The following is a 24,350-nucleotide window of genomic DNA, read 5'->3' on the forward strand; positions in this document are numbered from 1 at the left end:
GCTTTTGCCACCCGAGAGCGGCCAGTTATTGCGTCATGAGGTTGCCATGCAGAAAATCCCCATGACGGCCGACGGTTACCGCCGGCTGGAAGAGGAATTGAAGACGCTGAAGACGGTGGAGCGGCCTTCCGTGATCCGCGCCATCGCGGAGGCGCGCGCGCATGGGGACTTGTCGGAGAACGCGGAGTATCACGCCGCCAAGGAGCGGCAGGGGTTCATCGAGGCGCGCATCTCCGAGCTCGAGGACAAGATGCGCCGCTCCGAGGTGATCGACGTCTCCAAGCTGTCGGGCAAGGACGTCAAGTTCGGCGCCGTGGTGACGCTCGAGGATGAGGATACCGAGGAGAAGCTGACCTATCAGATCGTCGGCACCGACGAGGCCGACATCAAGCAGGGCCGCCTCTCGATCACTTCGCCGCTCGCGCGCGCGCTGATCGGCAAGAAGCAGGGCGAAAGCGTCGAGGTCACCGCCCCCGGCGGCTCCAAGGCCTACGAGATCGTCAAGGTCAAGTTCGGCTGAGGCGAGATAGCCCTCTTTGAACTCAAGGCGTCGTGCCCGGGCTTGACCCGGGCACCCACGGCTCTCCGCTGCACTATCCTTCGGCGTGGATGCCCGTGACAAGCACGGGCATGACGGGTTGGGTCGATAAGTCGCTCACCCCACCTTCACCATCTGGCCGCCATCGACCGGCAGCGACACGCCGGTGATGAAATTCGCCTCGTCGGAGGCGAGGAACAAGGCCGCGTTGGCGACGTCCCAGCCGGTGCCCATCTTGCCGCGCAGCGGCACCTTGGCGTCGCGCTCCGCGGCCACGTCGGCGCGCGAACGATTGCCGACGCGGGCGCGCGTGTCGACCGCCATCGGCGTGTTCATCAGGCCGGGCAGGATCACGTTGGCGCGCACGCCGAAGGGCGCGTTCTGGATCGCCAGCTGCTGGGTGAAGGCGATCATCGCCGCCTTGGTCGCCCGGTAGCAGACCAGCGGGTAATCGACCCAGGCCGCGACCGAGGAGATGTTGACGATCGCGCCCGATTTCTGCGCCCGCATGATCGGCAGCGCGTGCTTGCAGGCCATGATGGTGCCGCGCAGGTTGATCGCGCTGACGCGGTCGAAGGCTTCCTCGGTCAGCTCGTCGATCCGGGCATCGCCGCCGGCGATGCTGACGCCCACATTGTTGTGCAGGATGTCGAGCCGGCCCCACTTCTGGTGCGCGTGAGCGATGGCGGCGGCGAGCGTCGCTTCCTTGGTCACGTCGGCCTCGAAGGCCGCGGCCTTGCCGCCCTCCTTGGCGATCAGTGCGGCGGTCTCCTCGGCCGAGGCGAGATGGCGGTCCACCGCCAGCACCGCGGCGCCTTCCTGGGCGAAGCGGATCGCCGTCGCCCGCCCGTTGCCGATGCCTTCGCCCGGGCTCTGGCCCGCGCCGATCACCACGGCCACCTTGTCCTTGAGACGCATGGCGCCCTCGCTTCCCTGGTTTCCTCCGCCGCGCAGCATGCCGCCTGCAGCGGCGAAGGGCCATGGGGCCGGAGACGCGATCACATATGCGCTGAGATTTCCCGGCGATCCTCGCACCTCTGGCGATGCCCTGGCGTCCGACCTAGGCTTTCGTCGCGTCCAGGGAGGAGCAAAGATGACGGGCGATATCGCGTTCGGGTTCCAGGTGGCACCGGCGAGCGACGTCCACAAATCGGACCAGGCGCTGTACCGCGAAGTGATGGACGATTGCGCGCTGGCGCATCGGCTCGGCTACGACGCTGCCTGGCTGCTCGAGCATCATTTCAGCGACTACTACCCGACGCCGAGCCCGCTGCTTTTCATGGCGCATATCGCCGCCGCGCTGCCCGACCTCTCGCTCGGCACCTCGGTGCTGGTGCTGCCCTGGTACCATCCGCTCAGGCTGGCGGAAGAGATCTCCATGCTGAACAGCCTGACCCGCGGCACCCTGCATCTCGGCATCGGCCGCGGCACGGCGAAGATGGAATACGACGCCTACAACGTCGACATGAACGAGGCCCGCGCCCGCTTCGCCGAATGCTTCGAGATCGTCGAGAAGGGGCTTTCCGGTGCGCCCTTCACCCATCGGGGCCGGTTCTGGCAGATCGATCGGCCGCTGAAGCTGCGGCCGGAGCCGGTCGGCAAGAAGGTGAACTTCTACGGTGCCATCGGTTCGCCGGCGAGCGCCGAGGTGATGGGCGATCTCGGCATTCCGCCGATCTGCCTTTCGACCTTCCCCGACGGGCTGCTCGCCAAGATCCTGGCGCGCTGGCGCGCCCGTGCCGGCGCCAAGGCCGAGGGTGCGATCCTGCCGATCTCGGTCAAGCTGTTCATCGCCGATACCGACGACGAGGCGCGCGCGCTCGGCCGCCGTCACTACCCGCCCTATTTCGCGCTGCAGGCCGATCACTACGAGGCGGACAACAACCCCTGGGCCGAGATCCCGGAATACCAGGATTTCAGCCGCATGTTCGCCAACCTGCGCAAGATGGCGAACCCGGAAGAGCTCGGCCCGTTCCTGGACGCGAATCTGGTCGGCAGCCCGGCGACGATCTGCCGGCGCATCGACGCGCTGGCCGCGCTCGGCTTCAACTACTTCATGGTCTCCTGCGCCACGCCCGGCACGCCGCTCGCGCTGCGCCAGAGCCAGATGACCCGCTTCGCCGAGGAGATCTGCCCGCGCTATTCCAGCGCCATGCGCCGCCGCGCGGCCTAGATCAGCGCGAGCATGAAACAGGCGGCGGCAAGCAGCGCCGCCGCGGTGCGCACGTGGTTCCACCACGTCCATTCGACGACATAGCGGGCCCACGGCGCCGCGCTTGCCGGGTCGTCCGGCGCAAGGCGGGTCAGGGCGTTGTTGCGCGGCACGTTGCCGAGCGCGGTGACACCGATCGTGCCGACGAGATAGAGCAGGGCGCCGGCGGGCAGCCACGCCGATTTCCCATCGATCAGCGCGTAGATGCCGAGGGCGAGAGCGAGTGCTCCGGTGCCGAAGAAGGCGCCGAGAAAAGCCGGATTGAGCACGACGCGGTTGATCGACTGCATGGCGGCAATGCCCTGTGCCGCCGGCAGCCGCGCCAGCGCGCCCATCACGAAGCTCGAAAAGGCGAAGAACACGCCGGCGATCAGCCCGGCGCCGAGAGCCGCGAGCAAGGTGGCAAGATCGATCGCCGCGATCATCGTGCGGCCTGGCTCGCCGGGCCCGCGCGCCGGCGGTGCGCGCGGCCATGCATCGGCTGAGACTTCCGATCATTCATGACCGATTGCCGCCCGGCGGAGAATCGAGGACATTCTGCCTCGATTGCGGGCGGGGAAGCGAGACATGGTGGCAGATATTGTCCGGCGGGCGGTCGCGCCGATGCTTATCGTCGGCGCGCTCGTGGGCTGCGCCGAAGACCTGGCGACCACGCGGACGGATTACGATTTTACCCGGGAAGTGAGCGCGCCGTTTCCGGAATTCACCCACTGCCTGCTGCATCGCCTGCGCAGCGCGCGCTATGCGCCGCTCGATTTCGAGACGCTGCCGATCGAGAGCCGGACCGTCCAGGACGGCGTCGACATCTACAAGTACGAGATCACGCCGCACGGCATCCGCATCGACTACTTCCGGATCCATCTGGTGCCGGGGGAGAAGATTTTCATCAAGGCCTCGCTCTGGCCGCATTACGGCGGGATCGCCGCGCGCCGGGTCCAGGGCATCCTGCAGAGATCGATCGACCAATGCGCGGCCAATCCGCTGGCGCGGTGAACCGGCCGGCAGATGCCCTGCACGCCGGCGAGCGGCCCGAAGGCGGCATGCGATGAACCTCTTCATCGGCCTCCTGCCCTTCATCCTGCTGCCGGCGCTGCGCGCCTTTCTGTCGCCGCGCCTCGCGTCGCTGGCGAGCTTCGGCCTCGCCGGAATCACGCTGCTGCGCCAGGCGCTGGCCGGCGGGCCGAAGAGCCTGAACATCCTGGTCTTCGCGTTGCTCGGGCTCGCCGCGCTTGCGGTCTGGCGCCGGCCGGCCTTGGCCGAGCGCTGGAACGGCGTGGTCGTCGACGGGACCTTGGCGCTCTACGCCTTCGTGGGCCTCGCCGTCGGGCTGCCGTTCAGCGCTGAATTCGCCCGCGACACGGTCGAGCCGACGCTCTGGACCCATCCCGTCTTCCTGCACGTGACCGCGGCCATCACGCTCGCCTGGGGCGTCGGATTCCTTCTGCTGACCGCGCTGGCCTGGCCGGCAAGCTGGCTGCGCGCGAGGCGCTGGCAGCGGATTGTCGCCACGGTGCTGGTCATGCTCGCCGCCGCCGGGTTTACCGCCTGGTATCCCGACCATGCCCGCGCCGCCTTCATTGCCGGCCAGGGCGGGGGATCCGCCAACCGCTGACGCGCCGTCGCGGGCGGCAGGGATCGTCATGCCGCTTCGGGCGTTGGGGAAGCACGGTCACGCGGGAGGCGCATCTGATGCAATCACGCTGGCACTGGATCGTCGCCCGGCTGGGCCGGCGTCTTTGGGTTAAGGTTTCCCTCTATGTGGTGCTCGCCATCGCCGCGGCGCTCTGCACCCCCCTGGTCGCACCCTACCTGCCGCCGGGCCTCGGCACCTATCTCGGCGCCGACTCGCTCGACGACGTGCTCAAGATCCTCGCCTCCAGCATGCTGGTGGTCGCCACCTTTTCGATCTCGGGCATGCTGGCGGCGTTCGGATCCATCGTGTCGACGGCAAGCCCGCGCGCCGCACGTCTGCTGATCGAGGACTCGAAGGCCCAGAACGCCTTGGGAACCTTCGTCGGCAGCTTCCTGTTCGGCCTGGTGGCGATCATGGCGCTGAGCGCCGACTACTACAGCAACGACGGCAAGCTCCTGCTCTTCGCCATCACCATCGTCGTCGTGGTGCTCATCGTCGGGACGCTGCTCAACTGGATCGATCTGCTGTCGCGTCTCGGGCAGATTCGCACGGCGATCGACTTCGTCGCCGACCGGGCGATCGAGACGGCGCGGATGCGCCGCGACGATCCGTTCCTCGGTGGCCAGCCGTTCGCCGGCGAAGTCATGCTGGACTATCCGATCCGGGCGAAGCGGATCGGCTACGTTCAGCATATCGACATGGCCGCCCTGCAGGCGGTGGCGGAGCGCCTCGGCGGCGAGATGCAGGTCGCCGTCCTTCCGGGCGCGCTGGTCGATCCGACGCAGCCTCTCGCCTGGCTCGTTCGCGCGCCGAGCGAGGAAGAGGCAGAACATGTGCGCGCGGCCTTCGGGATCGACCGGCAGAGAAGCTTCGATCAGGATCCGCGCTTCGGCCTGATCGTGCTGTCCGAGATCGGCTGCAAGGCGCTGTCGCCCGGAATCAACGATCCGGGCACGGCGATTGCGGTGATCGGCGCCTTGATGCGCGCGCTCGGTGTCTGGACCGAGCGGGGGGAGGAGGCGGAGCCCCGTTGCCCGCGCGTGCAGGTTCCCTCGATCAGCGCCGAGGACCTGTTCGACGATGCCTTTCTCGGCCTCGGCACCTATGGGGCGGCGCATCTCGCGGTCGGCATCCGGCTGCAGAAGGCCTTGGTCAGCCTGGCACGTACCGGCGATGCGGGATTCGTGCGCGCGGCGCAGCACCAATCCGCACTCGCCCTCAAGCGCGCCCGCCAGGCGCTGACGATCGAAGAGGATATCGCCCGGCTCGAATCCGCCGCCAAGCAGGTGGCCACCGGCAGAGCGGCGTAGCGGCGCGAACGCGAAGAAGGGAAGTGGTGCCCCAGGCCGGACTCGAACCAGCACGCCCTTGCGGGCAACAGATTTTGAGTCTGCCGCGTCTACCAATTCCGCCACTGGGGCACGGGCGCGCAGACTGGCGGAAATTCTCCCGCCGTCAATCCCGCTCTGCGCCGAGCAGGGCCGCCGCGATGGCCGCCCATTCCGCCTCCAGCGGGCCCTGCGCCGCGGCGCGCCCGGCCTCGCGGTACCAGTAGCCGGCATTGGCGAGGTCGCCTTCCTTCCGGTGCAGATAGGCATGCACCCAGGCGCCGTCGGCACCGCTATCGGCCTGGGCCCGCTCATGCGCCTTGTCCCAATCGCCCTTGCCGTCCCACCACAGCGCCTCGAGCGCGGGCGCGAGCCCGGCCGGCGGTGCATCCTGCTCGAACGATCTGCGAAACTCGACGATCTCCATCTCGCCTCATTGGGGGAAGCAAGCGGCCGTGGCGGACGGGCACGCCACCGATCCTCGGGCCCGCATGATGTGTCAAACGAGTTTACAGCATCAACCCCCTGGTTTGCGAAAGCGCCATGAAAGAACCGGCTTGCGCGGTTGGCATGTCGCTTGCTCGTCAATTCCTTGAATCGACCTGGAGGGGTGTGATGGGATCGTTCCCGCGTTTTCTGCCGGCCATCGGCCTGGCGCTGCTCGCCGCGCTACCGGCGCATGCCACCACGGCCATCGTGGTGCCGGAACCGGAATCGTTGTCGCTTCTGGCGGCTTTCGTCGCCATCGGCGTGATCGCGCTGCGCTTCCTTCGCCGCCGCTGAACAGGCCGTGCGGGCGGGATCCGTCCGGTCGCTCGGCGGCTGAGCAGATCCCGCACGGGCAGTGACATGGACGCGACGCAGCTCGTTGCGCTCGGCTATTTCTCGACCATCGCTTTCGCGGCCACGGTCGAGGCGACGTTGCCGCTGCGCCGACCGGCGCCCGGCGCCTTACGGCACCGCTGGCGCGCAAATATCGCGCTGGCGCTTATCGATACCGCGGTCATCCGCCTGCTCGTACCGATCGGCATTATGGAAGTTGCCGCCTTCGCGGCCGACAGCCGCTTCGCCTTGCTGCCGGCCCTGGGTCTCGTGCCCTGGTGGCTGGCGGCCGTGCTGACATTCCTTGCCCTCGATTTCGGCAAGTATCTGCAGCACCTCGCGCTGCACCGGTTGGGATGGGCATGGCGGTTTCATGCGGTGCATCATTCCGACCGGGACTACGATTTCACCACCGGGTTGCGCTTCCATCCCGTTGAGGCGTTGCTGACCGTCAGTCTGGACCTTGCCGTTATCGCCGCGCTGGGCGGGCCGCTGGAGGTCGTGCTCGGCTACGAGATCGCGCGCATCACGCTCAGCCTGCTGGCGCACGCCAATTTCGCGATGCCCGACAGCGTCGACCGCGTGCTCCGGCTGGTGCTGGTGACACCGAATGCGCACCGATTGCACCACGCCGTGGAATTCCAGGCGCGCGACTGCAATTTTGGCACCGTGTTCACTTGGTGGGACCGTATCGGCGGCAGCTGGGAGAGCCTGCCGGTCCGCTCGCTGCCGGATCTGGCGATCGGCCTGCCGAACCACCCGAACGGCGCACCCGAAGGACTGATGGCGGTGCTTCTCGCGCCGTTCCGGCGTGCGGCGGTCGAACGCCGGCCCGAAGCCGCTTAATTGCAAGGCAACGCGGCACGAACCCGGCCGGGTCCGACCAGCGCCACCGTCTCGCCGCAGATCTGGTTGCCGTCCAGCACCGCCGGCGTCGCCGTCAGGTTGCGCAGGAAGGCGACCGGCTCCGGCGCCGCCACGTCGGAGCGGAAGCGGTTGTTCTCGATCCGGATCGAGGGTGTCGGGTTGCGCACGCCTTCCGCGCCGATCGAGATCGCCGTGCCCTGGTTGTCGCTCAAGCGCCCTTTCTGCAGCGTGTTGCCTTCGATCAGCACCTCGCCGCCATTGGGCACGTCGATCAGATAGCTCGCGGTGCCGGTGCCGCCGTCCTCGACGCGGCAGCCGGTGACGACGGTGCGCCGGGCGCGCGACTTGATGTGATGGCCGATCCGCTGGTCGCGGAAGGCGGAATTGCGCACCTCCAGGCTGGCCGCATCGTTGATGTACATGCCGTGCGCGCATTGCGGCTCGCACTTGCCGTTGCCGATGAAGGTCGAGCCCTCGACGACGATCCGCGCCTCCGGCCGGGTATTGGTCAGGATGCCGTTCTCGTTCCGCTCGAAGACCGAGTTGCGGACGGTGAGCGCGCCGCCCTGGGCGCGGATGCCGGCGCCGTTGCGGTCCGCAACCCTGGCGCCGGAGAAGCGGATCCCCTCGACAATCACCTGGTCGCCGTACAGGACCCAGATGCCCTTGCCCTCGCAGGCCTTGTCCTTGAGATGCACCTCGCCGCCGATCGCGCGCAAGGTCAGCCGGTTGGCCCGCCACACCGCGCAATCCTCGTAGGTGCCGGCCTGGATCTCGACCGTGTCGCCGTCGCGGGCCTGCGCCGCCGCGTCGCTCGGCTTCCGCATCATGCGGTCCGGTCCGACCTGAAGGAGGCGCGGCCGGAAGGCACGGGCGAGCGGCGAATCGTCCTTCGCCGGCGCGGCCGGCTGCGCTTCCGCGGCGCTGGCCAGCGCCAGGCCAATCGCCGCCAGCATCAGCCGGCGCACCGTGAAGAGAGGCATCAACCCTCGCCCTGCGCGCGCAGCTCGGCGAACACTTCCTTCGCGGTCAGCATCGCCTCGCGCACCGCCGGCAGACCGATATAGCCGGACAGATGCAGCAGCGCCTCGCCGAGCTCGTCCTCGGTCCAGCCCTGGCGCCGCGCCATGCGCAGATGGATGGCGAGCTCGGGCCAGCGCCCGGTCGCCGTGTCGGAGACGACACAGATCAGGGCGCGCGTCTTCAGGTCGAGGCCCGGCCGCGACCACAGCATCCCGAACACCGCCTCGCTCGCATAGTCGCCGAACTTGTTCATCAGCGGGTCGTCGTAGACGTTCTTCGCCATCTGCTCGACCATGCGCTCGCCCATCAGCTGGCGGCGGATCTCGCGGCCCCGCTTCCAGTTCTCGCTCTTCTCATTCGCAGCCATGTCGCTTCCTCTCCCTCGCTGTGTTCACGCCGGCAGATCCTTGCTGCGGGGGGTCAACCGGGCTTGCCGGCGCCGGCGCCGGCACCGGCGGCGACCTTTCCGGCACCGCCCGGCAGCGGCCGCTTGCCCTGGTTGGCCCAGTAGACCTGCTGCTCCTCGGCCAGGATGCCCTCGATCGCCTCGACGAAGTCGAGATAGGCATCCTCCTCGTCGAGCGATTGGCGGTACTTGTCGGCGCCGTTCACGTAGAGCCGCCGCTCGCGCTTCATCCGCTCCGAGGCCATGCGATAGCTGGTCCACACTTCGTCATAGCGGCTGATGCGCCGCCATCCCTCCAGCACCGCGATGCCGGCACCGAGAAAGGCAATCAGCACCGGCACCGAGGGATGGTTGCCCAGCACGCTGAGAAAGGCGGTGGCCGACCCGGCGGAGATCACCGCGAGGCCGAAGGTGTGGCTGCGGGTCTTCAGCTGCGAGGCGCGCCGGCTGTACCAGGCGTTCTGGCCGTTCAGGTCGACGCTGAAATAGCGTTCCGCCCGCGCCTCGCGTTCGACCGCGTGGGGCGGCGCTGCGACGTCTTTCGGGATCGGATCGGTGGAAGACATGGTATCCCCGAAGCGGTCTGCGCTCCGGGGATACTAGGGCAACTCCTCGAATCTGTCGGCGGGCCCGACGGCTCAGCCCGGCCTGCGCCGCCGTGCCGCGATTCCGGCGGCCAGCACCGACGCGCCGAACAGGGCGAGCAATGCGGGTTCCGGTACGCCGACGAAGCTGATGCCGGTTATCGAGCCGCTGACCAGCTGATTGAAGCCGTCGAAGAACAGGAAAAAGCTGGTCGAGTCGAAATCGGCGAGCGAGAGGGAGGTCGGCAGCAGAAGCGCGTCGGTGAAGGCTGTGCCCGTGCTGTCGTCCAGCCGAAAGCCGAAGTTGAACAGCGACAGGCCGTTTACATCCGCTCCGGTCAGGCCGTCGCTCGCCCGCGCGACCAGGCCATAGCGGTCGGGCCCGCCCGGCGGGTCATCGACCTGGATCTCCGGCGCGCCGTTGCTCGAGGCGGCATAGCCGTTGACGGTGAAGCTGAGCCCGGTCAGGGCATCGAACGCGGCAAAGTCGGACGTGCTGCCGCCCCGCGCCACCGTGCCCGATTCGAAGGTGTAGGAGCCGGAGAGCGCATCGCCGACCGAGAAGCCCGACGCCACGCCGGCGCTCACCGACGAAACGGTGCCGGTGAAGTGGACGGTGATCGGTGCCGCGTTGCCCGGCGCGATTCCGCCGAGTGCCCCGCCGGCCAGCATGGCGGCAACGGCGATCGAAAGTTTCCTGCCGTGTTTCATCGTATCCCCCATCGGCGGCGCGCCCTGTGCGCGGGCCCTCGGCGGATGGTTAAAGCAGGAGCTGTGCCAGCATGGTAACGATATGAAATAAAAGGAGGTTTCCATTTGGGAGGGGCCGCCTTTGTCGCCCGGCCCGACACTCGCGTATGGAAGGGGAAGGGCATTCTGCGCGCCCCCGGCCCGGTTTCGGCACGGCACGCAGCGATTTCTTAACCCACTTGCGGGACACTACGCCTAGTAGACGGTACGAGTGGCGGGGTACCGCTTATGGATTCATTTGTGTTTTGGCCGCGATTCTCGGCCGTTCTTGTTGCGGCGGCTTTTGGCATCGCCGGGGCTTCGGCGGCGGCGGCGCAGGGTCGCCCGGGTGTCGACTTCTTTATCGACCTTGCCGGGGACGACGCCGGGGACGCGATGCGGCTCGGCGCAGCCCCGACCGGCATCGCGATCGATGGCATGCCGCTCAGGCTCGGCGTCGCCGAGGACCATGCCGGCGAAGGCTGGCACATGGTGACCGGCGCGCGGGGACGCTACCCCGTCGAGCTGGACCACGGCTTCGACATGATCGCGCGCGGCAGCGCCTCGCGCACCACCTTCATCGACACGCCGGAGCAGGATCGCGCCGCCGCCACGGCCGCGGCGGAATTCCGCGCCCGGCGCGGCGCCTGGCGGTTCGGCCTGACGCCCGGTCTTGCCGCGACGCGCTGGCAGGACGGCGCCATGCACCGGGACGGCACCATGGATGGCCGGATCTCCCGGCCGATCTCCAGCACGCTCGGCTTCACCGCCTCGGGCCGCTACCGCTGGCGCGTGGCCGACGGCGTCGAGGCGTTTCACAGCGAAGCGTTCGGCGGCCGTGTCGGCCTGACCTGCCGTCTCCCCTCGGGTCGGTTCGAACTTGCCTATGCCGCGCGGCACGAGACGTGGTCGGCCGTCAGCGGCTATGGCGGGCCGGACGCCACTTTCGCGCACGGCCCGAGCTTCTCCGTCGACTTGCCGCTCGACCGCTCGCTCGACCTGAAGGCCGGCTACAGTTTCACCGAGACCAGAAGCCGCGGTCTCTCCGATGCCGAAGCCGCGATGCAGGCCGCCGGCGGCACCGATCGCCTGCATCAGCTCAATCTCGGCGTCACTTGGGATGTCGGCGGCGACAGCTCCGACCTCGCGCTGTCGTTCCGCTACCGCTTTGAACGAATGCTTCCGGAGACCGGCGCGGATGAGACCCACCATGCCGGCACCGTCAATCTTGCACTCGGCTTCTGACGGCCGATTTCCGGTTCGGATTCCTGCCGCCTGACAGGCACCCGACATCGGACGTTCACGCCCCTGCGACGCAGCGGGCCTGAAGCTCACCCGCATCTTCACGGCCGCCCGCCGCAGCAATTGGGCGGGGGCGCGGCCGTGCCATCCGGCATGTGATGGTTGCCGCCCGGGGGTTGTTGGGGTGCCGCGCATGGCGGATCGTGCGGCGCCGACGAACAATGATCGAGGGCGGGGGACATGCAGCTCTGGACCACCGGCGTCGCCGCGGCGCGCGCCAGCGCCCGGGCGGCGCAAGAGGCGGAGGCCGCGGGCTTCGACGGCATGCTGGTGGTCGACAGCCAGAACCTGTCGGGCGATCCCTATGTGTCGCTCGCCATGGCGGCGGCGGCGACAACGCGGATCGGGCTCGGCACCGGCGTCACCAATTCGGTGACGCGCCATGCCGCCGTCACCGCCGCGTCGATCGCCAGCGTCGACCGCATCTCGAACGGCCGCGCCGTGCTTGGGCTCGGGCGCGGCGATTCCGCGCTCGCCCATCTCGGCCGCGGCCCGGCGCGGCTCGCCCAGTTCGAGCGCTATCTGAAGCAGCTGCAGACCTATCTGCGCGGCGAGGCGGTGCCGTTCGCCGAGATCGACATCCCGCTCGATACTGCGCCGCCGCTATCGGAGCTCGAACTCGCCGATGCGCCGCCGTCGAGCCGCATCGCCTGGATAGCGGGCGGGCGCAAGGTCCCGGTCGAAGTCGGCGCCAGCGGGCCCAAGGTGATCGCCATGGCGGCGCTGCATGCCGACCGTGTGATGTTCACGCTCGGCGCCGATGTGGAGCGGCTGGCCTGGGGCATCGATCTCGCGCGGGCGACGCGCAAGTCCGCCGGCCTCGATCCCGACGGCGTGACTTTCGGCGCTTTCATCAATCTCGCCTGCCATCCGGACCGGGCGGCGGCGCGCGGCGTCGTGCGCGGCGGCCTCACCACTTTTGCCCGCTTCTCGGTGATGCACGGCAAGGCGAACGGCCCGGTCTCGGCGCGCGACCGCGACGTGCTGGAAAGCCTGCGCACGTCCTACGACATGAGGGCGCATACGCGCGGCGACAGCCGGCAGGCCGGCGTGCTGACCGACGATTTCGTCGACCGCTTCGCCATCGCCGGACCGCCAGAGCACTGCATCGCGCGCCTCAACGCGCTGCGGGCGCTCGGCCTCGACAAGGTGGCGATCTCGGGCGGCACCCGCGGCGCGGATGCGGCCCATGCCGAGACCGCACGGGCGCTGATGCGCAGCGAAGTGCTGCCTGCGATGCGGGCGTAAGGCGAACCGCCGGCGAGGTCAGCGGGCGCCGAGAAGGGGGCCGGCGCCCTGCAGGCCACGCAGGATCAGGTAGGAGACGATGCGCGTGCGCTCGCCGGGCTCCGATGCCTCGCGGTCGCTGCGCTGGGTGGGGCTGGGCTTTGCCAGGGGCGGCGCGATCGCCATGCCGCCTTCCGTGGGGGATGGCGCCAGCAAGCTGACGTGCCGCCGATCGAGCGCATGATCGTGGGAGATCGGGCCGGCGAGGGCGATGCCCGCGCCCATGCCCGGCGTCAACGCCGCGAATACTGCGATGCCGATTGCGCCCGTAAATTGTCGATACGTATGCATGCCGCCCTCCCGCCAAAAATGGCCGGCAAGCCGGCCGGAGGTGAAGGCCCAATTGTACCGCCGGGCAGCCAAACTATACGGCCAACACCACTAAATATTGTGGCGAATTGTTCCGGTACAAGGCGGATTCCCGGGCTCTTGGTCGCATGTCACAGCTTTGACACGACGGAATCTTCTGCCGTCACTGCAGGGCGGCATCGACCAATGCCCCGACCGCGGCCAGCGGCGCGCGTTGCTCGGCGGTCAGGCCGTGCCGCTCTGCCAGATATTCTGCGCCGTTGTAGCCTGCCCAGACTTGGCCCTGCGCGTCCTGCCATGCCAGGACTTTGAGCGGCAGGTCGATGGCGAGCGAGGGGGCGGCGACCATGAGCGGCGTCCCCGCCTTGGGATTGCCGAAGATCAGAAGCTGGGTCGGCGGCATCGACAATCCAGCCTTGGCGGCCTCTCCGCTGTGGTCGATACGCGCGAACACGGTGATGCCCTTCGACTGCAGCACTTCGGTCAGCCGGTCCAACGTCACCGGCACGGAGTGCTTGCTGGGCCTGGCGATCATGCCTCTCTCGTCGGCCATCGCGGGCGCCAGTGGGACGGGTGCCATCTGGGCGACCATCGCCGCGATCAGCATGATGCGCTTCATGACGGGCCTCGCTGCAGGGTGAACTGCGGCGAGGCTAGCACCGGTGCGCCGCGCGCAGTCGCGAGCGCTTGGTGACCTCACTCAACTTTGATGGCGTGCGCGCCGCTCAGCGGCGGCGGAAGATCCAGGGCTGCAGACCTTCGGATGCCCAGCTCTCGGCGCGCGACGCCATCACCTCGTAGTCGGCCGCCGTCTCGGCCAGGATCTCGCGCAGCCGCGGATCGCCGATCGCCTCGACCAGCGCGCTGACCTCCGCCGCCCGGCGCCGGCAATAGCCGGGGTCGTAGAGCAAGGGCATCGTCATGGGCCGCTCCCCAATCATGCTACGGAACCACGCCGGTCTCCCCTCGCGGCCGGCTCTGGCGCGACAGTAGGAGACAGCGTGTGGTTGTGGGAATACATTTCTGTGACAACGATTATTAAGGTTAACCTACCGGAATCTCCGGCCTGAATACGCCGGCGGCGGCAATGCAGATCATGCCGCCGCTCAGCGCGCACCGGCGAACGGCCCGGCCCCCTGCAAACCCTGCAGAAGGATGTACGACAGGATGCGCTGCCGCTCGCCGCGCTCCATCGGCTCGGCGCGGGGCAGCAAGGCTTCGGGCGTGCTCAGCGCGGCAGCCGCCTCGGCCCGGCCGGCGGTCTCCATTGGCAGCGGCACCGCAATCTCAGAGACGCTGCGGACCGGTAAGGCCGTCTCCGGCCCGGCCGGTGCGGCTATCGCCGGCGGCGTCGCAAGCGACGGAAGCGCCTTCTGCGCCAGCGGATCTGCCGCGGCGGGCAGCGCAGAGCCGACAAGAAGCAAGATCAATGCAAGGGTGAAGGCACCAGCACGGTCGCACATGCCGCCCCTCCCGGGAGAATGGCCCCATTGGCCGGCTTTGGAACGCCGGCGGCGCGCAAATGGTTCCGGGTGCCGCGGGGACAAATTTGGCGCCGCGCCGCGGCGCCTCGGTCACACGCGCTCCGCCGCAGGCCGGCCGAGCAGGCCATGCGGCCGCAGGATCAGGACGGCGATGAGCACGAGGTAGGAGGCAACACCGCCGAAGCCGCCACCGAGATGAGGATCGAGATAGCCGGTGGCGAGCGCTTCCAGCGCGCCGATCAGGATGGCACTGAGGATGCAGCCCGGCACATTCGCCAATCCGCCCAAGATCACGATGGGAAACACCTTCAGCCCGACCAGGGCCACGCCGAAGCCGCCGCCGGTGACGAAGGTCCAGAGCGTACCGCCGATCACGCAGAGCAGGCCCGCCATCGCCCAGGCGATGCCGTAATGGCGGCGGATGTCGATGCCGGCCGCCATGGCCGCGCCGGCATCGTCGGCGATGGCGCGCATGGCGAGTCCGGTGCGGCTCGCCTGGAAGAACCAGGCCACCGCGGCAATGCAGATGGCGGCGATGCACGCGGCGGCGAGCTTGTCGGTCGCCACGACGAGGACGCCCAGCTCCAGCATCGCGACCGGGATCGGCAGCGGGATTTCCGCCGGTATGCCGGCGAACAGCACCGGCGCCAGCCCCCGCATCAGCGCGCCGAGGCCGAGCGTCACCATCACCAGCGCAATCAGCGGGCGGCCGATCAGGCGTGCGAGGACCAGGCGATTGAAGACCAGAGCCAGCGCCACCATCCCCGCCATTGCCGCCGCCAGCCCGCAGGCAAGGCCGAGGCCGGCGCCATGCCATCCCGCGGCGGTGAGGCGCGAGCCGAACATCGCCCACTCGCCGAGGGCGAAGTTCACCACGCGCGAGGCCTTGTAGACGACCACGAAGGCGAGGGCGATCACCCCGTAGATCGCCCCGGACAGGACGCCGTCGGCCAGCAGCGAAAGAAAATACGTCATCGACGGCGGCTCAGCCTGCCGCGCAAAGGTTGCGGCTCGCCGCTTCCGGTCCCGTCGGTTGTCGCCGCCGCACGCACGGCGCCTCCCCCTCGGAATTCGGTGCGATTCTAGCGCATGCCGGCGAACACTCGTCCGGCCGCGCCGGACCGGCGACAAATACCAATTGAAACGATGGGGAAGCACCGAAACAATTGCCGTCTACAAAGTGGGGGTATCGGCATGGCCCAGAGCATGTTCGAGCGCTATGGCGGCTTTGCCTCGATCAGCAAGATCGTCATGGCGTTCTACGACAAGGTCCTCGATTCCGACCGGCTGGCGCCGTTTTTCGAAGGGGTCGACATGCGCCGTCTGGTCGATCATCAGACCAAGTTCGTCTCGACCGTGATGGGCGGGCCGTCCAGCTATACCGACCAGGCGCTGCGCCAGGTGCACGCGCCGCTGCAGATCGATCAGGCGGCGTTCGACGAGACCGTCGATCTGCTGGCCCAGACCTTGCGGGAATTCAAGATCGCGCCGGACGATGTCGCCCAGATCGTGCAGGGCGTGCGGGCGCGCCAGCGCTACATCGTGCAGGGCGCCGAATGACCGAGCCGGCCGCACATATGGACCTCGCCCGCTTCCGGGAGATGCTGCTGCAATCGGCCGGGGTCGGCCTCGCGATCGTCCACCGCCGCAGCGGCGCCGTGCTGTTCCACAATCAGCGCTTCGCCGAGTGGTTTCCTGCGGCCGGCGAAGCGGATGCGACGCTGGCCCGGCTGCTGCCGGCGCTGGACCTGGCGGGCCTGGAGCCGCAGCTCGCGGCGGACGGCACGGCGACGGCCGATGTCGAGGTGAAGCCGAAGCGGCGGCCGATCCAGCTTCTGGTGCGCCTGGAGGCGTCGGAGCGCGAAGGCGCCGAGGTGCTGATCGTCGAGTGCCAGAACGTCTCCAAGCTGCGCGAGCTGGAGTTCATGATCGAATCCTATTCCAAGATGATCGAGCGGCAGAACCGCGACCTGACCAAGGAGAAGGAGCGCGTCGAGCGCCTGCTGCTCAACATCATGCCGAAGACGGTGTACGAGGAATGGAAGTCGTTCGGCGTCACCACGCCGCAGCGCTACGATGCCTCGGTGCTGACGCTCGACTTCGTCGATTTCACCGAGATGGCGGTGACGCGCGACCCGCCGGCGCTGATCGGCGAGCTGAACGACATTTTTACCGCCTTCGACCGCATCGTGGAGCAGTTCGGCTGCGAGCGCATCAAGACGATCGGCGACGGCTACATCGCGGTCTCCGGCATTCCCGAGCGCACGCCCGATCACGCCCAGAACGTGGCCAAGGTGGCCTTGCGCTTCGTGCGCTATCTCAACCGCCGCAATGCGTCGAGCCCGAACCAGTGGCGCTGCCGCATCGGGCTGGCCAGCGGGCCGGTGATCGGCTCGATCGTCGGCATCCAGAAATACGTCTACGACATCTTCGGCGAAGGCGTGAACATGGCGGCGCGCATGGAGGAGGTCTCGGGGCCGATGCAGATCACGCTGCCGGAAACGATGCGCGCGCGCCTGCGCGGCGAGTTCCAGTTCGGCGCGCTGCGCACCGTCGACCTGAAGGGCTTCGGCGCGACGCAGATCTGCACGCTCGAAGGCGGCGGCGCCCTGCTGGACGAGATTCCGATCTGAGCGCGGCTGCTTCGCTCGCAACGACGAAACAGGGGAGGAAATTCGCATGACGTCGCCCGCCAAGGACGCACCCGCCCGCTTGCGCGCGCTGCTGGCCGAACCCGGCTTCGTGGTGATGCCGGCGGTATGGGACGGGCTCACCGCCAGGCTCGCCCGCGCGGCCGGCTTCCATTGCGCCTTCCTCTCCGGCTCCTGCGTCGCCGCGTCGCGGCTCGGCGGGCCGGATCTCGATCTCGTCTCCTTCGGCGAGATGTTCGACAGCTTCAACATGGTGCACGGCGCGGCGCCCGATCTGCTGGTCCTGGCCGACGGCGACCATGGCTACGGCAATGCGATGAACGTGCAGCGCACGGTGGCCGCCTATGGCCGCGCCGGCGCCGCCGCGGTGCTGATCGAGGACAAGATCACCCCGCGCGCGCTCACTTCGGCCGGCAAGCCCTGCCTGCCGCGCGAGGAGGCGCGGATGAAAATCCGCGCCGCCGTCCATGCGGCGAAGGAAAGCGGCATCCTGGTGCTGGCCCGCACCGATTGCCGGCCGACCCAGGGCATCGACGAGGCGGTGGCGCGGATCGAGATGTATGTCGAGGAGGGGGCCGACATCCTGTTCCTCGACAGCCCGGGCGACGAGGGCGAGATCCGCCGCGCCGTCGCCGCGGCCAAGGGCAGGCCCTCCTTCGTCGTGCTGTCGCCCGGCGCGCCGCGGGCGACGCCCTCGCAGGCGGAAGCCGCCGCGCTCGGCTTCAAGATCGGCACCTTTCCGACCGCCATGCTGTCGCCCGCCATTGCCGGCATGCAGGCGGGGCTCGCGGCGCTCGAGGCGGGCGAGGCGGAATCCAAGGCGGCGCTGCCGCCGGCTGAGCTCCGCCGCATCCTGGGCTATGCCGATTACGACGCGGCGGCGAAGCCGTTCCTGACCGGCGGGTAGGCGGGCGCCGCGCGCCGTCCACCACTCCGCAACGACTCTGCGCCATATTCCGGGCGGCCGCGCCATGTCATCCGATTCGCCGACACGCCCTCCCGCCCCGGCGCATCCGCGCCCGCTCGCCGAGCGGATGGCGGCCAGCCTGCGGGCGGAATTCGGCCCCGACGAGCCGCCGCCGGCGGCGGCGCATCCGAAGGTGCAGCGCATCGTGCGGCTCTGGCAGTCGCTCCGGCCGGGCCCAGGCCTGCTGCCGGGCCGCCGGCATTTCGACCCGCTGCAGGCGCCCGACCTGCTCAACAACATCTGGCTGATGGAGGTGGTGGACGAGGATCCCCGCCGCTACCGCCTGCGCCTGGTCGGCGGCGCCCTGGTCGAGGCCGGCACCGGCATCCGCAAGGGCCAGTTCTTCGGCGATGTCGGCTCGCGCGAGGAAGCGGCGAGCGCCGCCCAGGTGTTCCGCCATCTGGAGCGCTGCCGGCGGATCAACTGGCGCCGCGGGCCCTCGGCGCTCGGCTATATGGAGCATGTGCGCGAGCTCGAGCGCGTCATCCTGCCGATGGCGGCCGACGGCGTGACGGTCGACATATTCATGTGCCTGACGGTGTTCTATTACGCGGATGGCCGCGAAGTTTGATCCCGGCCTCAAAACCGCCGGATTTCTGTCGAGGATCGGGCAGCGGGCGGGGCATAAGGGGATATCGGTTTGACCAAGCTCTTCCTGCTCACCATTGCCGCCGGCGCGACGATCCTGCTCATCGGCGGCCTCATCGCCATCATCCTGTTCCGCCGCGAGACGCGGCGCGCCGAATTCGGCCGCGCGCCGGAGCAGTTCCGCGACGGCCGGCACCACCGCCGGCTGGTTTTCTGAGCCGCGCCGCATCGCTGACCCGCAATTCTGCATGGGCTTTGCTGTAGAACGGGCCGCCGGGATCGGCTAAACCGGCCGCCCGATGCACGCGCCCGTCGCCCCGCCTCTCGCCCAGCCGCCCGGCCTCGCCAAGCCCGGCCTGGACCGCCGCATGCGGACGAACCTGTTCCTGCTCGCCGCCTGCCAGGCGGTCGGCCAGGCCGGCAACACCATGATGTTCGCGGCGACCGCGCTCTCGGTCGTCACCTTCTTCCCGATGCGCGACCTCGCGACCTTGCCGATCACCTTGCAGCATGTCGGCGTCATGCTGTCGGTGTTCCCGGCGGCGCTGCTGATGCAGCGGCACGGCCGGCGCGTCGGCTTCCGCCTCGGATCGTTGTTCGGCATGGCGGGCGCGGCGACGCTGGCGCTCGGCCTGTATCTCGCGAGCTTCGTCCTGATGTGCGCCGGCGGCCTGATCCTCGGCTATGCCGTCGCCAACCTGCAGATGTACCGCTTCGCCGCGGTGGAGCTGGTGCCGCCGTCCTACCGGCCGAAGGCGATCGCCTGGGTGACGGCGGGCGGCGTGGTCGCCGGCATCATCGGGCCGAGCCTGGCGCGGCTCACGCATGACCAGCTGCTGCCGCTCTACTTCGCCACCTATCTCGGCATGATCGGCCTGCACGTCATCGTCTTTGCGGTGATGACGTTCATCCGCTTCCCGACGACCCTGCCGGAAGATCCCGCCGGCAGCGCCGCCGCCGCCGCCGCACCGGCCCAGGCCGCGCTGCCGCCGCGCCCGCTGCTCGAGATCGCCATGCAGCCGCGCTTCCTCGCCGCGGTGATCTGCGGCATGTCGGCCTTCGGCATCATGTCGTTCCTGATGGGCGCCTCGCCGCTCGCCATCGTTGCCTGCGGCCTGCCGCACACGGAGGCGCATTGGGTGATCTTCCTGCACGTGATGGGGATGTTCGTGCCGTCCTTCTTCACCGGCAACCTGATCACGCGCTACGGCACGCTCCGCATCATGTCGCTCGGCGTCGTGGTGTTCCTGGCCGGCGTCGCCGCCGGGCTGGCCGGGCAGACCGACTGGCATTTCCGCATCGCGCTGACCTTGAACGGCATCGGCTGGAATTTCCTGTTCATCGGCGCGACGACATTGGTGACGACCTGCTACCGCCCGTCGGAGCGCGGCAAGGCGCAGGCGCTGAACGATTTCCTGGTCTTCGGCACCACCGCGACGGCGAGCTTCCTGGCCGGCTTCCTGCAGGAGCGTTTGGGTTGGGAGCCGCTCAACTGGTTCTCCGTCGCGCTGCTGGTCGCGGCCACCTTCGCGCTGTTCTGGCTCCGCGCCCAGCCGCAGTCGAAGCCCGCTTAAGCAGCGACAATCAGAACAGCAGATACAGCAGGATGATGACGGGGATCGGAATGCCGATCAGCCAGAGAAGTATGCCTTTGCCCATGTCGACCTCCAGTCGACAGGCGTAACGGCCGGCGCGGCTTTATGGTTCCATGCGGCGGCGCCGCGCCAAGCCGAGCGCGGCGATGCCGGCCGCGAGCAGCGGCAGGCTGGCGGGTGCCGGAATGGCCGTGCCCTCGCTGCCGTCCAGCCATTGCGCGGTGAACGGCACGCCGTCCTTGAAGTCGGCCGAACTGCCGGCGCCCTGGGTGGTCAGGATCTGCAGAAGGAAGACGTCGCCCACATCGATCCGGCTTCCCGCCGGCGCGGTGAACAGCACTTCCGACGTGCCGATGAAGGTGGTGTCCCAGAGTTCGTTGGTGTCGAAGTTGACGAACCTCGTCGCCTCGGCGAGCAGCGCGGTGGTTCCCGGCGTGGTGTCGATGGCAAAGCCGGACGCCGCCGGAAACGCGAACGCAATGCGGAACCCGGTCGCCCAGTCGCCGTTGCCGTTCGATATCGCCGAGGTCAGGTTGAACTTGGTGCTCAGCGACTCTCGTTTCGGCAGATACCACTGCAGTTCCAGGGGCGAAATGGTGAGCTTGAAATCCCAGCTATGCCCCAGCGGATCCGTTCCGTCCCCGCTGGTGCCGCTGAAGGCGACCGAAACCGCCCCTGCCGATCCGGATGCAAGGCCGAGCCCCGCCATCGCCAAAGCCAGAGCCGCGCCGGCGCGCCTGAGCGCCCCGCCGAACCGGTCGTACATGATGGCTACCCCCTCACTCCACTCGCGGCGGCACAGTCGGGGCGCCGGCAGGGGCCGGCAAGCATGGTTTTGTAGGGCGCCGGGTTCGGCGGGCCGGGTCGAAATTTTTTACGCCGGCTGTCGGCCGGCGGCCGGCACGCCCGTCCTTGGGGCAACAGACCTCGTCAGATGAAAGGAGTCCGACATGGCCCAACCCTCCGACAATCCCTCGACCGGCACGATCCGCCTGCACCGGGTGCTGGCCACCAGCCCCGAAAAGATCTACCGCGCCTTCACCACGCCCGAGGCGGTGGCGCGCTGGCTGCCGCCGAACGGCTTCACCTGCACCGTGCATCATTTCGACGCCAAGGTGGGCGGCACCCACCGGATGTCGTTCACCAACTTCACCACCGGCAACGCGCATGCCTTCGGCGGCACCTATCTCGAGCTCGTGCCGGGCGAGCGCATCCGCTACACCGACCGCTTCGACGATCCGAACCTGCCCGGCGAGATGACCGTCACCGTGACGCTCAAGCGGGTGTCGGTGGGCACCGAGATCAACATCGTGCAGGAAGGCGTGCCGGCGGTGATCCCGCCCGAGGCCTGCTATCTCGGCTGGCAGCAATCGCTGGAGCACCTCGCCAGGCTGGTCGAGCCGGAGATTCCGGGGTGAACGGTTGCCGGCGCATCTGCGGCGCCGGGATATGCGCAGCACCATGCGAGTTCGGAGGGTGGCAGGGTAGCCGGCCGAGCCGGCGGCGGAGGTCAAGCCGGCCCGGCGTAGCGGCTCTCGGAAGCCCGGCGGCTACGGCACGACGATGACCGCGCAGGGCGCCGTGGCGGTCACCTGCCGGGATACGCTGCCGAGCAGGGCGCTGGCGATCGGGCCCCGCCCGCGCTTGCCCATCACGATCACATCCGCCTGGTTCTTCTGCGCCGCTTCCACGATCGACAGCGCCGCCTCGCCGGAATGAATCTCGGCCTCGACCTGCGGCGCGCCCAGACGGAGCGCGTCTCTGGTGGCATGCGCCACGGTCTGCTCGGCCCACACGTTCAGAGCGCCTTCCGGCGTGTCGTGCTCCTGGTGGGAATATTCAACGACATCCGGCTGCGACGCGTTGAAGTAGTCGACCACGCTCACGACGGTCAGGGGGCATTGCTCGTGCGCGGCCAGGCGCGCGGCGAACGCGACCGCTCGGCCGGCGATGTCGGACCCGTCCGTAGCCACGAGGATGCGCTGCATGCTGACCCTCGCTTCCTGAATTGGCGCGACGGCTAATTTACAATGTTAGGGAATGTCGCGCCGGGGCGCAAACGGCATCGGCCGCGTCCGGTGCCGGCGCTTCGGCGGGACGCTTGCGCGGGTCGCCGTCACTGCGCGGTGGAATAGGGCGTTGCGCGTGACGCCTTTCAACACCCTTGCGTATGCTTCTTCCGCGTGCGCCCCGCTCGCGCAGCTTGATCTCTGCTGAGCTGCGTCCTGCTTTGACGATCTTTGCAGCGACGCTCTCGCCATCGCGCTGCAATTGGAATTTGATCCGATCACCTGGTGCGAGCCCCAGGTAGTCGCGCAACGGCTTCGGAATCGTCATGCGCCCCGACGCGGCGATCGCCGATTCGGGCGCACGCGCGAGCCGAGCCTTCGGCCGCCTGGACACTGGCGTGCTCACGCTGCCACGACGCCGATCCGCGCCGCGGCCCGGCCGCGCGGCTTCTTGCGGATGACGATCTCCACGTCGCGGTCGAGCGCGACGAGGAAGGTCATCAGCCGCTCGACCGAGAATGGCCCTGAATTCTGCGACCAATGCGGCCTGGGAAGGGTATTAATCCTTCGACTGCTGGTGAAGCTTGGCGTCCCCACGGGGATTCGAACCCCGGTTTGCGCCGTGAGAGGGCGCCGTCCTGGGCCTCTAGACGATGGGGACTGAGGCCGGCCTGAAAAGGCGGCCCTCGTCTTAGCCATCGCCGCGCCCCCTGGCAAGCGCCGCGCGCTTCGCCATGATGGCGGCCACAAGAAAAAGCCCCGAGGAAACCCCGCCCCATGTCCGCCGCCGCCGCCCGCGACTACCAGCACATCACCGCCGAGCTCTCCGCCGGCATCCTCACCCTCACCCTCAACCGCCCGGACAAGCTCAACGCCTACACCGCCCGCATGGGCCGCGAGCTCGCCGATGCGTTCAAATGGGCCGACGAGGACGATGCGATCCGCGTCGTGCTGGTCACCGGCGCCGGGCGCGGCTTCTGCGCCGGCGCGGATATCTCCGGCGGCGCCGACACTTTCGACACTTCCGCCGCCTCCGCCACCAAAGGCGAGGTGCTGGGCTCGGCCGAAGTGCGCCGGCGCGAGAGCTTCACGATGCGGATCTTCAACTGCCGCAAGCCTTCCATCGCCGCCATCAACGGCCCGGCGGTCGGCGTCGGCATCACCTTGGCGCTGCCGATGGACATCCTCATCGCCTCGACCGAGGCGCGGTTCGGCTTCGTCTTCGCCCGCCGCGGCCTGGTGCCGGAGGCGGGCTCGGCCTGGTTCCTGCCACGCCGGGTCGGCCTGTCGCAGGCGATGAGCTGGTGCCTTTCCGGCCGCGTCTTCGGCGCCGAGGAGGCGCTGAAGGGCGGCCTGGTCAGCGAGGTGGTGCCGGCGGACCAGCTCCTGGCCCGTGCCCGGGCGCTCGCCGAGGAGATCGCCAGCGAGACCGCGCCGGTCTCCATCGCGCTCACCCGCGCCATGCTGTGGCGCCTCTCCGGCGAGCCCGGCCCCGGCCCGGCGCTCGATATCGACTACCCGATCACCCGCGCGCTCGGCGCCGGCGCCGATGTGAAGGAAGGCGTCGCCGCCTTCCTGGAAAAGCGCAAGCCCCGCTTTCCGGGCAAGGTCTCGGCCGACATGCCGCCCGCCTATCCGTGGTGGCCGGACAAAGATTGAGAACCCTCCCCACGTCGCTGCGCGCCGCGAGGGAGGGCTGAAAGCTCTGGCGCCATATTTGCTTTTCGTGTAATATTCAGCCGGTGCTGCAGACCACCGCGGTACCCGCTCTTTTACTCGTGAATCGCCCAGCAAACCCGCCCGGCTTCGCCAGCCGCGAGGGAACACCGCCCGTTCGCGAACCTTCCTTCCGGAAAGTGCTTGACCCTTCTTGGCATGTCAGGGAAACGCCTACCTGGGGGAACAGAAGCGCCGCGGAACAGAAGCGCCGCGGAACAGAAGCGCCGCGGAACAGAAGCGCCGCGGAACAGAAGCGCCGCGGAACAGAAGCGCCGCGGAACAGAAGCGCCGCGGAAC

At 68.7% G+C, this 24,350-nt stretch carries 32 protein-coding genes and 2 tRNA genes; 17 read left to right on the top strand and 17 right to left on the bottom strand.

The window, feature by feature from the left end:
- Window positions 1–46: 46 nt before the first annotated feature.
- Window positions 47–520 (top strand): transcription elongation factor GreA, encoded by a 474-nt coding sequence (greA, locus tag DT074_RS13495; RefSeq protein ID WP_119420381.1) that lies wholly within the window; start codon window positions 47–49, stop codon window positions 518–520.
- Between the two features lie 135 nt (window positions 521–655).
- On the opposite strand, the gene DT074_RS13500 is transcribed toward greA, so the two are convergent.
- Window positions 656–1,456 carry an SDR family NAD(P)-dependent oxidoreductase gene (locus DT074_RS13500; RefSeq protein WP_119420382.1) on the bottom strand — a complete coding sequence of 267 codons (801 nt, stop codon included), beginning with the start codon at window positions 1,454–1,456 and terminating at the stop codon, window positions 656–658.
- 175 nt (window positions 1,457–1,631) lie between these two features.
- Here DT074_RS13500 and DT074_RS13505 point away from each other — a divergent pair, with 175 nt between their 5' ends.
- On the top strand, window positions 1,632–2,711 hold the full coding sequence (locus DT074_RS13505) for an LLM class flavin-dependent oxidoreductase (RefSeq protein WP_162914882.1): 1,080 nt from the start codon (window positions 1,632–1,634) through the stop codon (window positions 2,709–2,711).
- Here the strand turns inward: DT074_RS13505 and DT074_RS13510 are convergent.
- A complete protein-coding gene (locus DT074_RS13510; RefSeq protein ID WP_119420384.1) occupies window positions 2,708–3,175 on the bottom strand; it encodes an anthrone oxygenase family protein in 468 nt (155 codons plus the stop codon). The genes DT074_RS13505 and DT074_RS13510 overlap by 4 nt on opposite strands.
- 142 nt (window positions 3,176–3,317) lie before the next feature.
- Here DT074_RS13510 and DT074_RS13515 point away from each other — a divergent pair, with 142 nt between their 5' ends.
- The 3 genes from DT074_RS13515 (at window position 3,318) to DT074_RS13525 (ending at window position 5,693) form a co-directional block, all read left to right on the top strand.
- Window positions 3,318–3,743, top strand: coding sequence for a hypothetical protein (locus DT074_RS13515; protein ID WP_119420385.1), 426 nt, complete (start codon window positions 3,318–3,320; stop codon window positions 3,741–3,743).
- 52 nt (window positions 3,744–3,795) lie between these two features.
- Window positions 3,796–4,362, top strand: a complete 567-nt coding sequence (locus tag DT074_RS13520; protein WP_119420386.1) for a hypothetical protein — start codon at window positions 3,796–3,798, stop codon at window positions 4,360–4,362.
- Between the two features lie 77 nt (window positions 4,363–4,439).
- A complete protein-coding gene (locus DT074_RS13525; RefSeq protein WP_368744658.1) occupies window positions 4,440–5,693 on the top strand; it encodes a DUF2254 domain-containing protein in 1,254 nt (417 codons plus the stop codon).
- Between the two features lie 24 nt (window positions 5,694–5,717).
- Here DT074_RS13525 and DT074_RS13530 read toward each other — a convergent pair.
- Both DT074_RS13530 and DT074_RS13535 read right to left on the bottom strand, forming a co-directional pair.
- Window positions 5,718–5,804: transfer RNA gene (locus tag DT074_RS13530), tRNA-Leu, on the bottom strand.
- Window positions 5,805–5,838: 34 nt separating this feature from the next.
- Window positions 5,839–6,138, bottom strand: coding sequence for a hypothetical protein (locus DT074_RS13535; RefSeq protein ID WP_119420387.1), 300 nt, complete (start codon window positions 6,136–6,138; stop codon window positions 5,839–5,841).
- Window positions 6,139–6,326: 188 nt separating this feature from the next.
- Here DT074_RS13535 and DT074_RS13540 point away from each other — a divergent pair, with 188 nt between their 5' ends.
- Together DT074_RS13540 and DT074_RS13545 are read left to right on the top strand one after the other, a co-directional pair.
- Window positions 6,327–6,494, top strand: a complete 168-nt coding sequence (locus DT074_RS13540) for a PEP-CTERM sorting domain-containing protein (protein ID WP_119420388.1) — start codon at window positions 6,327–6,329, stop codon at window positions 6,492–6,494.
- Window positions 6,495–6,560: 66 nt separating this feature from the next.
- Complete coding sequence (locus DT074_RS13545; RefSeq protein ID WP_119420389.1) at window positions 6,561–7,379, top strand: sterol desaturase family protein; 819 nt, start codon at window positions 6,561–6,563, stop codon at window positions 7,377–7,379.
- On the opposite strand, the gene DT074_RS13550 is transcribed toward DT074_RS13545, so the two are convergent.
- From DT074_RS13550 to DT074_RS13565, 4 genes are all read right to left on the bottom strand, one after another.
- Complete coding sequence (locus DT074_RS13550; protein WP_119420390.1) at window positions 7,376–8,383, bottom strand: right-handed parallel beta-helix repeat-containing protein; 1,008 nt, start codon at window positions 8,381–8,383, stop codon at window positions 7,376–7,378. The two genes, DT074_RS13545 and DT074_RS13550, sit on opposite strands and share 4 nt — an antisense overlap.
- Window positions 8,383–8,790, bottom strand: a complete 408-nt coding sequence (locus DT074_RS13555; protein ID WP_119420391.1) for a carboxymuconolactone decarboxylase family protein — start codon at window positions 8,788–8,790, stop codon at window positions 8,383–8,385. Before DT074_RS13555 ends, DT074_RS13550 begins: the two co-directional genes overlap by 1 nt.
- Before the next feature lie 53 nt (window positions 8,791–8,843).
- Complete coding sequence (locus DT074_RS13560; RefSeq protein ID WP_119420392.1) at window positions 8,844–9,395, bottom strand: DUF4231 domain-containing protein; 552 nt, start codon at window positions 9,393–9,395, stop codon at window positions 8,844–8,846.
- A 72-nt stretch (window positions 9,396–9,467) separates the two neighbouring features.
- Window positions 9,468–10,229, bottom strand: a complete 762-nt coding sequence (locus DT074_RS13565) for a PEP-CTERM sorting domain-containing protein (protein ID WP_119420393.1) — start codon at window positions 10,227–10,229, stop codon at window positions 9,468–9,470.
- 309 nt (window positions 10,230–10,538) lie between these two features.
- Here DT074_RS13565 and DT074_RS13570 point away from each other — a divergent pair, with 309 nt between their 5' ends.
- Together DT074_RS13570 and DT074_RS13575 are read left to right on the top strand one after the other, a co-directional pair.
- Window positions 10,539–11,387 carry a hypothetical protein gene (locus DT074_RS13570; protein WP_162914883.1) on the top strand — a complete coding sequence of 283 codons (849 nt, stop codon included), beginning with the start codon at window positions 10,539–10,541 and terminating at the stop codon, window positions 11,385–11,387.
- A gap of 237 nt (window positions 11,388–11,624) precedes the next feature.
- Window positions 11,625–12,692 carry an LLM class flavin-dependent oxidoreductase gene (locus tag DT074_RS13575; RefSeq protein WP_119420395.1) on the top strand — a complete coding sequence of 356 codons (1,068 nt, stop codon included), beginning with the start codon at window positions 11,625–11,627 and terminating at the stop codon, window positions 12,690–12,692.
- A gap of 18 nt (window positions 12,693–12,710) precedes the next feature.
- On the opposite strand, the gene DT074_RS13580 is transcribed toward DT074_RS13575, so the two are convergent.
- The 5 genes from DT074_RS13580 to DT074_RS13600 form a co-directional block, all read right to left on the bottom strand.
- Window positions 12,711–13,022, bottom strand: a complete 312-nt coding sequence (locus DT074_RS13580) for a hypothetical protein (protein ID WP_162914884.1) — start codon at window positions 13,020–13,022, stop codon at window positions 12,711–12,713.
- A 181-nt stretch (window positions 13,023–13,203) separates the two neighbouring features.
- Window positions 13,204–13,659, bottom strand: coding sequence for a DUF302 domain-containing protein (locus tag DT074_RS13585; RefSeq protein WP_368744659.1), 456 nt, complete (start codon window positions 13,657–13,659; stop codon window positions 13,204–13,206).
- 106 nt (window positions 13,660–13,765) lie between these two features.
- Window positions 13,766–13,963: a hypothetical protein gene (locus tag DT074_RS13590; RefSeq protein ID WP_119420397.1), complete on the bottom strand. Its 198-nt coding sequence runs from the start codon at window positions 13,961–13,963 to the stop codon at window positions 13,766–13,768.
- A 183-nt stretch (window positions 13,964–14,146) separates the two neighbouring features.
- A complete protein-coding gene (locus DT074_RS13595) occupies window positions 14,147–14,503 on the bottom strand; it encodes a hypothetical protein (RefSeq protein ID WP_119420398.1) in 357 nt (118 codons plus the stop codon).
- Between the two features lie 111 nt (window positions 14,504–14,614).
- Window positions 14,615–15,499: a branched-chain amino acid ABC transporter permease gene (locus tag DT074_RS13600; protein ID WP_119420399.1), complete on the bottom strand. Its 885-nt coding sequence runs from the start codon at window positions 15,497–15,499 to the stop codon at window positions 14,615–14,617.
- 219 nt (window positions 15,500–15,718) lie between these two features.
- Between DT074_RS13600 and DT074_RS13605 the strand changes: the two genes are divergently transcribed.
- From DT074_RS13605 to DT074_RS13625, 6 genes are all read left to right on the top strand, one after another.
- The gene (locus tag DT074_RS13605) at window positions 15,719–16,084 is read left to right on the top strand and encodes a group I truncated hemoglobin (RefSeq protein ID WP_119420400.1); all 366 of its coding nucleotides are present in this window, start codon (window positions 15,719–15,721) and stop codon (window positions 16,082–16,084) included.
- On the top strand, window positions 16,081–17,157 hold the full coding sequence (locus tag DT074_RS13610) for an adenylate/guanylate cyclase domain-containing protein (protein WP_368744660.1): 1,077 nt from the start codon (window positions 16,081–16,083) through the stop codon (window positions 17,155–17,157). The genes DT074_RS13605 and DT074_RS13610 overlap by 4 nt, the downstream gene beginning before the upstream one ends.
- Window positions 17,158–17,203: 46 nt before the next feature.
- Window positions 17,204–18,082, top strand: coding sequence for an isocitrate lyase/PEP mutase family protein (locus DT074_RS13615; RefSeq protein WP_119420401.1), 879 nt, complete (start codon window positions 17,204–17,206; stop codon window positions 18,080–18,082).
- A 64-nt stretch (window positions 18,083–18,146) separates the two neighbouring features.
- A complete protein-coding gene (locus tag DT074_RS13620) occupies window positions 18,147–18,713 on the top strand; it encodes a PAS domain-containing protein (RefSeq protein WP_162914885.1) in 567 nt (188 codons plus the stop codon).
- Window positions 18,714–18,782: 69 nt separating this feature from the next.
- Window positions 18,783–18,947 carry a hypothetical protein gene (locus tag DT074_RS28060; protein WP_162914886.1) on the top strand — a complete coding sequence of 55 codons (165 nt, stop codon included), beginning with the start codon at window positions 18,783–18,785 and terminating at the stop codon, window positions 18,945–18,947.
- A gap of 82 nt (window positions 18,948–19,029) precedes the next feature.
- Entirely contained in the window at window positions 19,030–20,304 is a 1,275-nt protein-coding gene (locus DT074_RS13625) for an MFS transporter (RefSeq protein WP_119420403.1), read from the top strand.
- 124 nt (window positions 20,305–20,428) lie between these two features.
- Here DT074_RS13625 and DT074_RS13630 read toward each other — a convergent pair whose 3' ends face one another.
- Window positions 20,429–21,091: a PEP-CTERM sorting domain-containing protein gene (locus DT074_RS13630; RefSeq protein WP_119420404.1), complete on the bottom strand. Its 663-nt coding sequence runs from the start codon at window positions 21,089–21,091 to the stop codon at window positions 20,429–20,431.
- Between the two features lie 184 nt (window positions 21,092–21,275).
- Here DT074_RS13630 and DT074_RS13635 point away from each other — a divergent pair, with 184 nt between their 5' ends.
- A complete protein-coding gene (locus tag DT074_RS13635) occupies window positions 21,276–21,743 on the top strand; it encodes an SRPBCC family protein (protein ID WP_119420405.1) in 468 nt (155 codons plus the stop codon).
- 132 nt (window positions 21,744–21,875) lie between these two features.
- Here the strand turns inward: DT074_RS13635 and DT074_RS13640 are convergent, their stop codons facing one another.
- From DT074_RS13640 to DT074_RS13655, 3 genes are all read right to left on the bottom strand, one after another.
- Complete coding sequence (locus tag DT074_RS13640) at window positions 21,876–22,313, bottom strand: universal stress protein (protein WP_119420406.1); 438 nt, start codon at window positions 22,311–22,313, stop codon at window positions 21,876–21,878.
- Window positions 22,314–22,350: 37 nt separating this feature from the next.
- Entirely contained in the window at window positions 22,351–22,662 is a 312-nt protein-coding gene (locus DT074_RS13645) for a hypothetical protein (protein WP_119420407.1), read from the bottom strand.
- A 257-nt stretch (window positions 22,663–22,919) separates the two neighbouring features.
- A tRNA-Glu gene (locus tag DT074_RS13655) sits at window positions 22,920–22,995 on the bottom strand.
- A 116-nt stretch (window positions 22,996–23,111) separates the two neighbouring features.
- Here DT074_RS13655 and DT074_RS13660 point away from each other — a divergent pair.
- Complete coding sequence (locus tag DT074_RS13660; RefSeq protein WP_119420408.1) at window positions 23,112–23,993, top strand: enoyl-CoA hydratase-related protein; 882 nt, start codon at window positions 23,112–23,114, stop codon at window positions 23,991–23,993.
- Window positions 23,994–24,350: the final 357 nt, after the last annotated feature.

Source organism: Desertibaculum subflavum (assembly GCA_003576705.1).
Lineage (GTDB): Bacteria > Pseudomonadota > Alphaproteobacteria > Ferrovibrionales > Ferrovibrionaceae > Desertibaculum > Desertibaculum subflavum.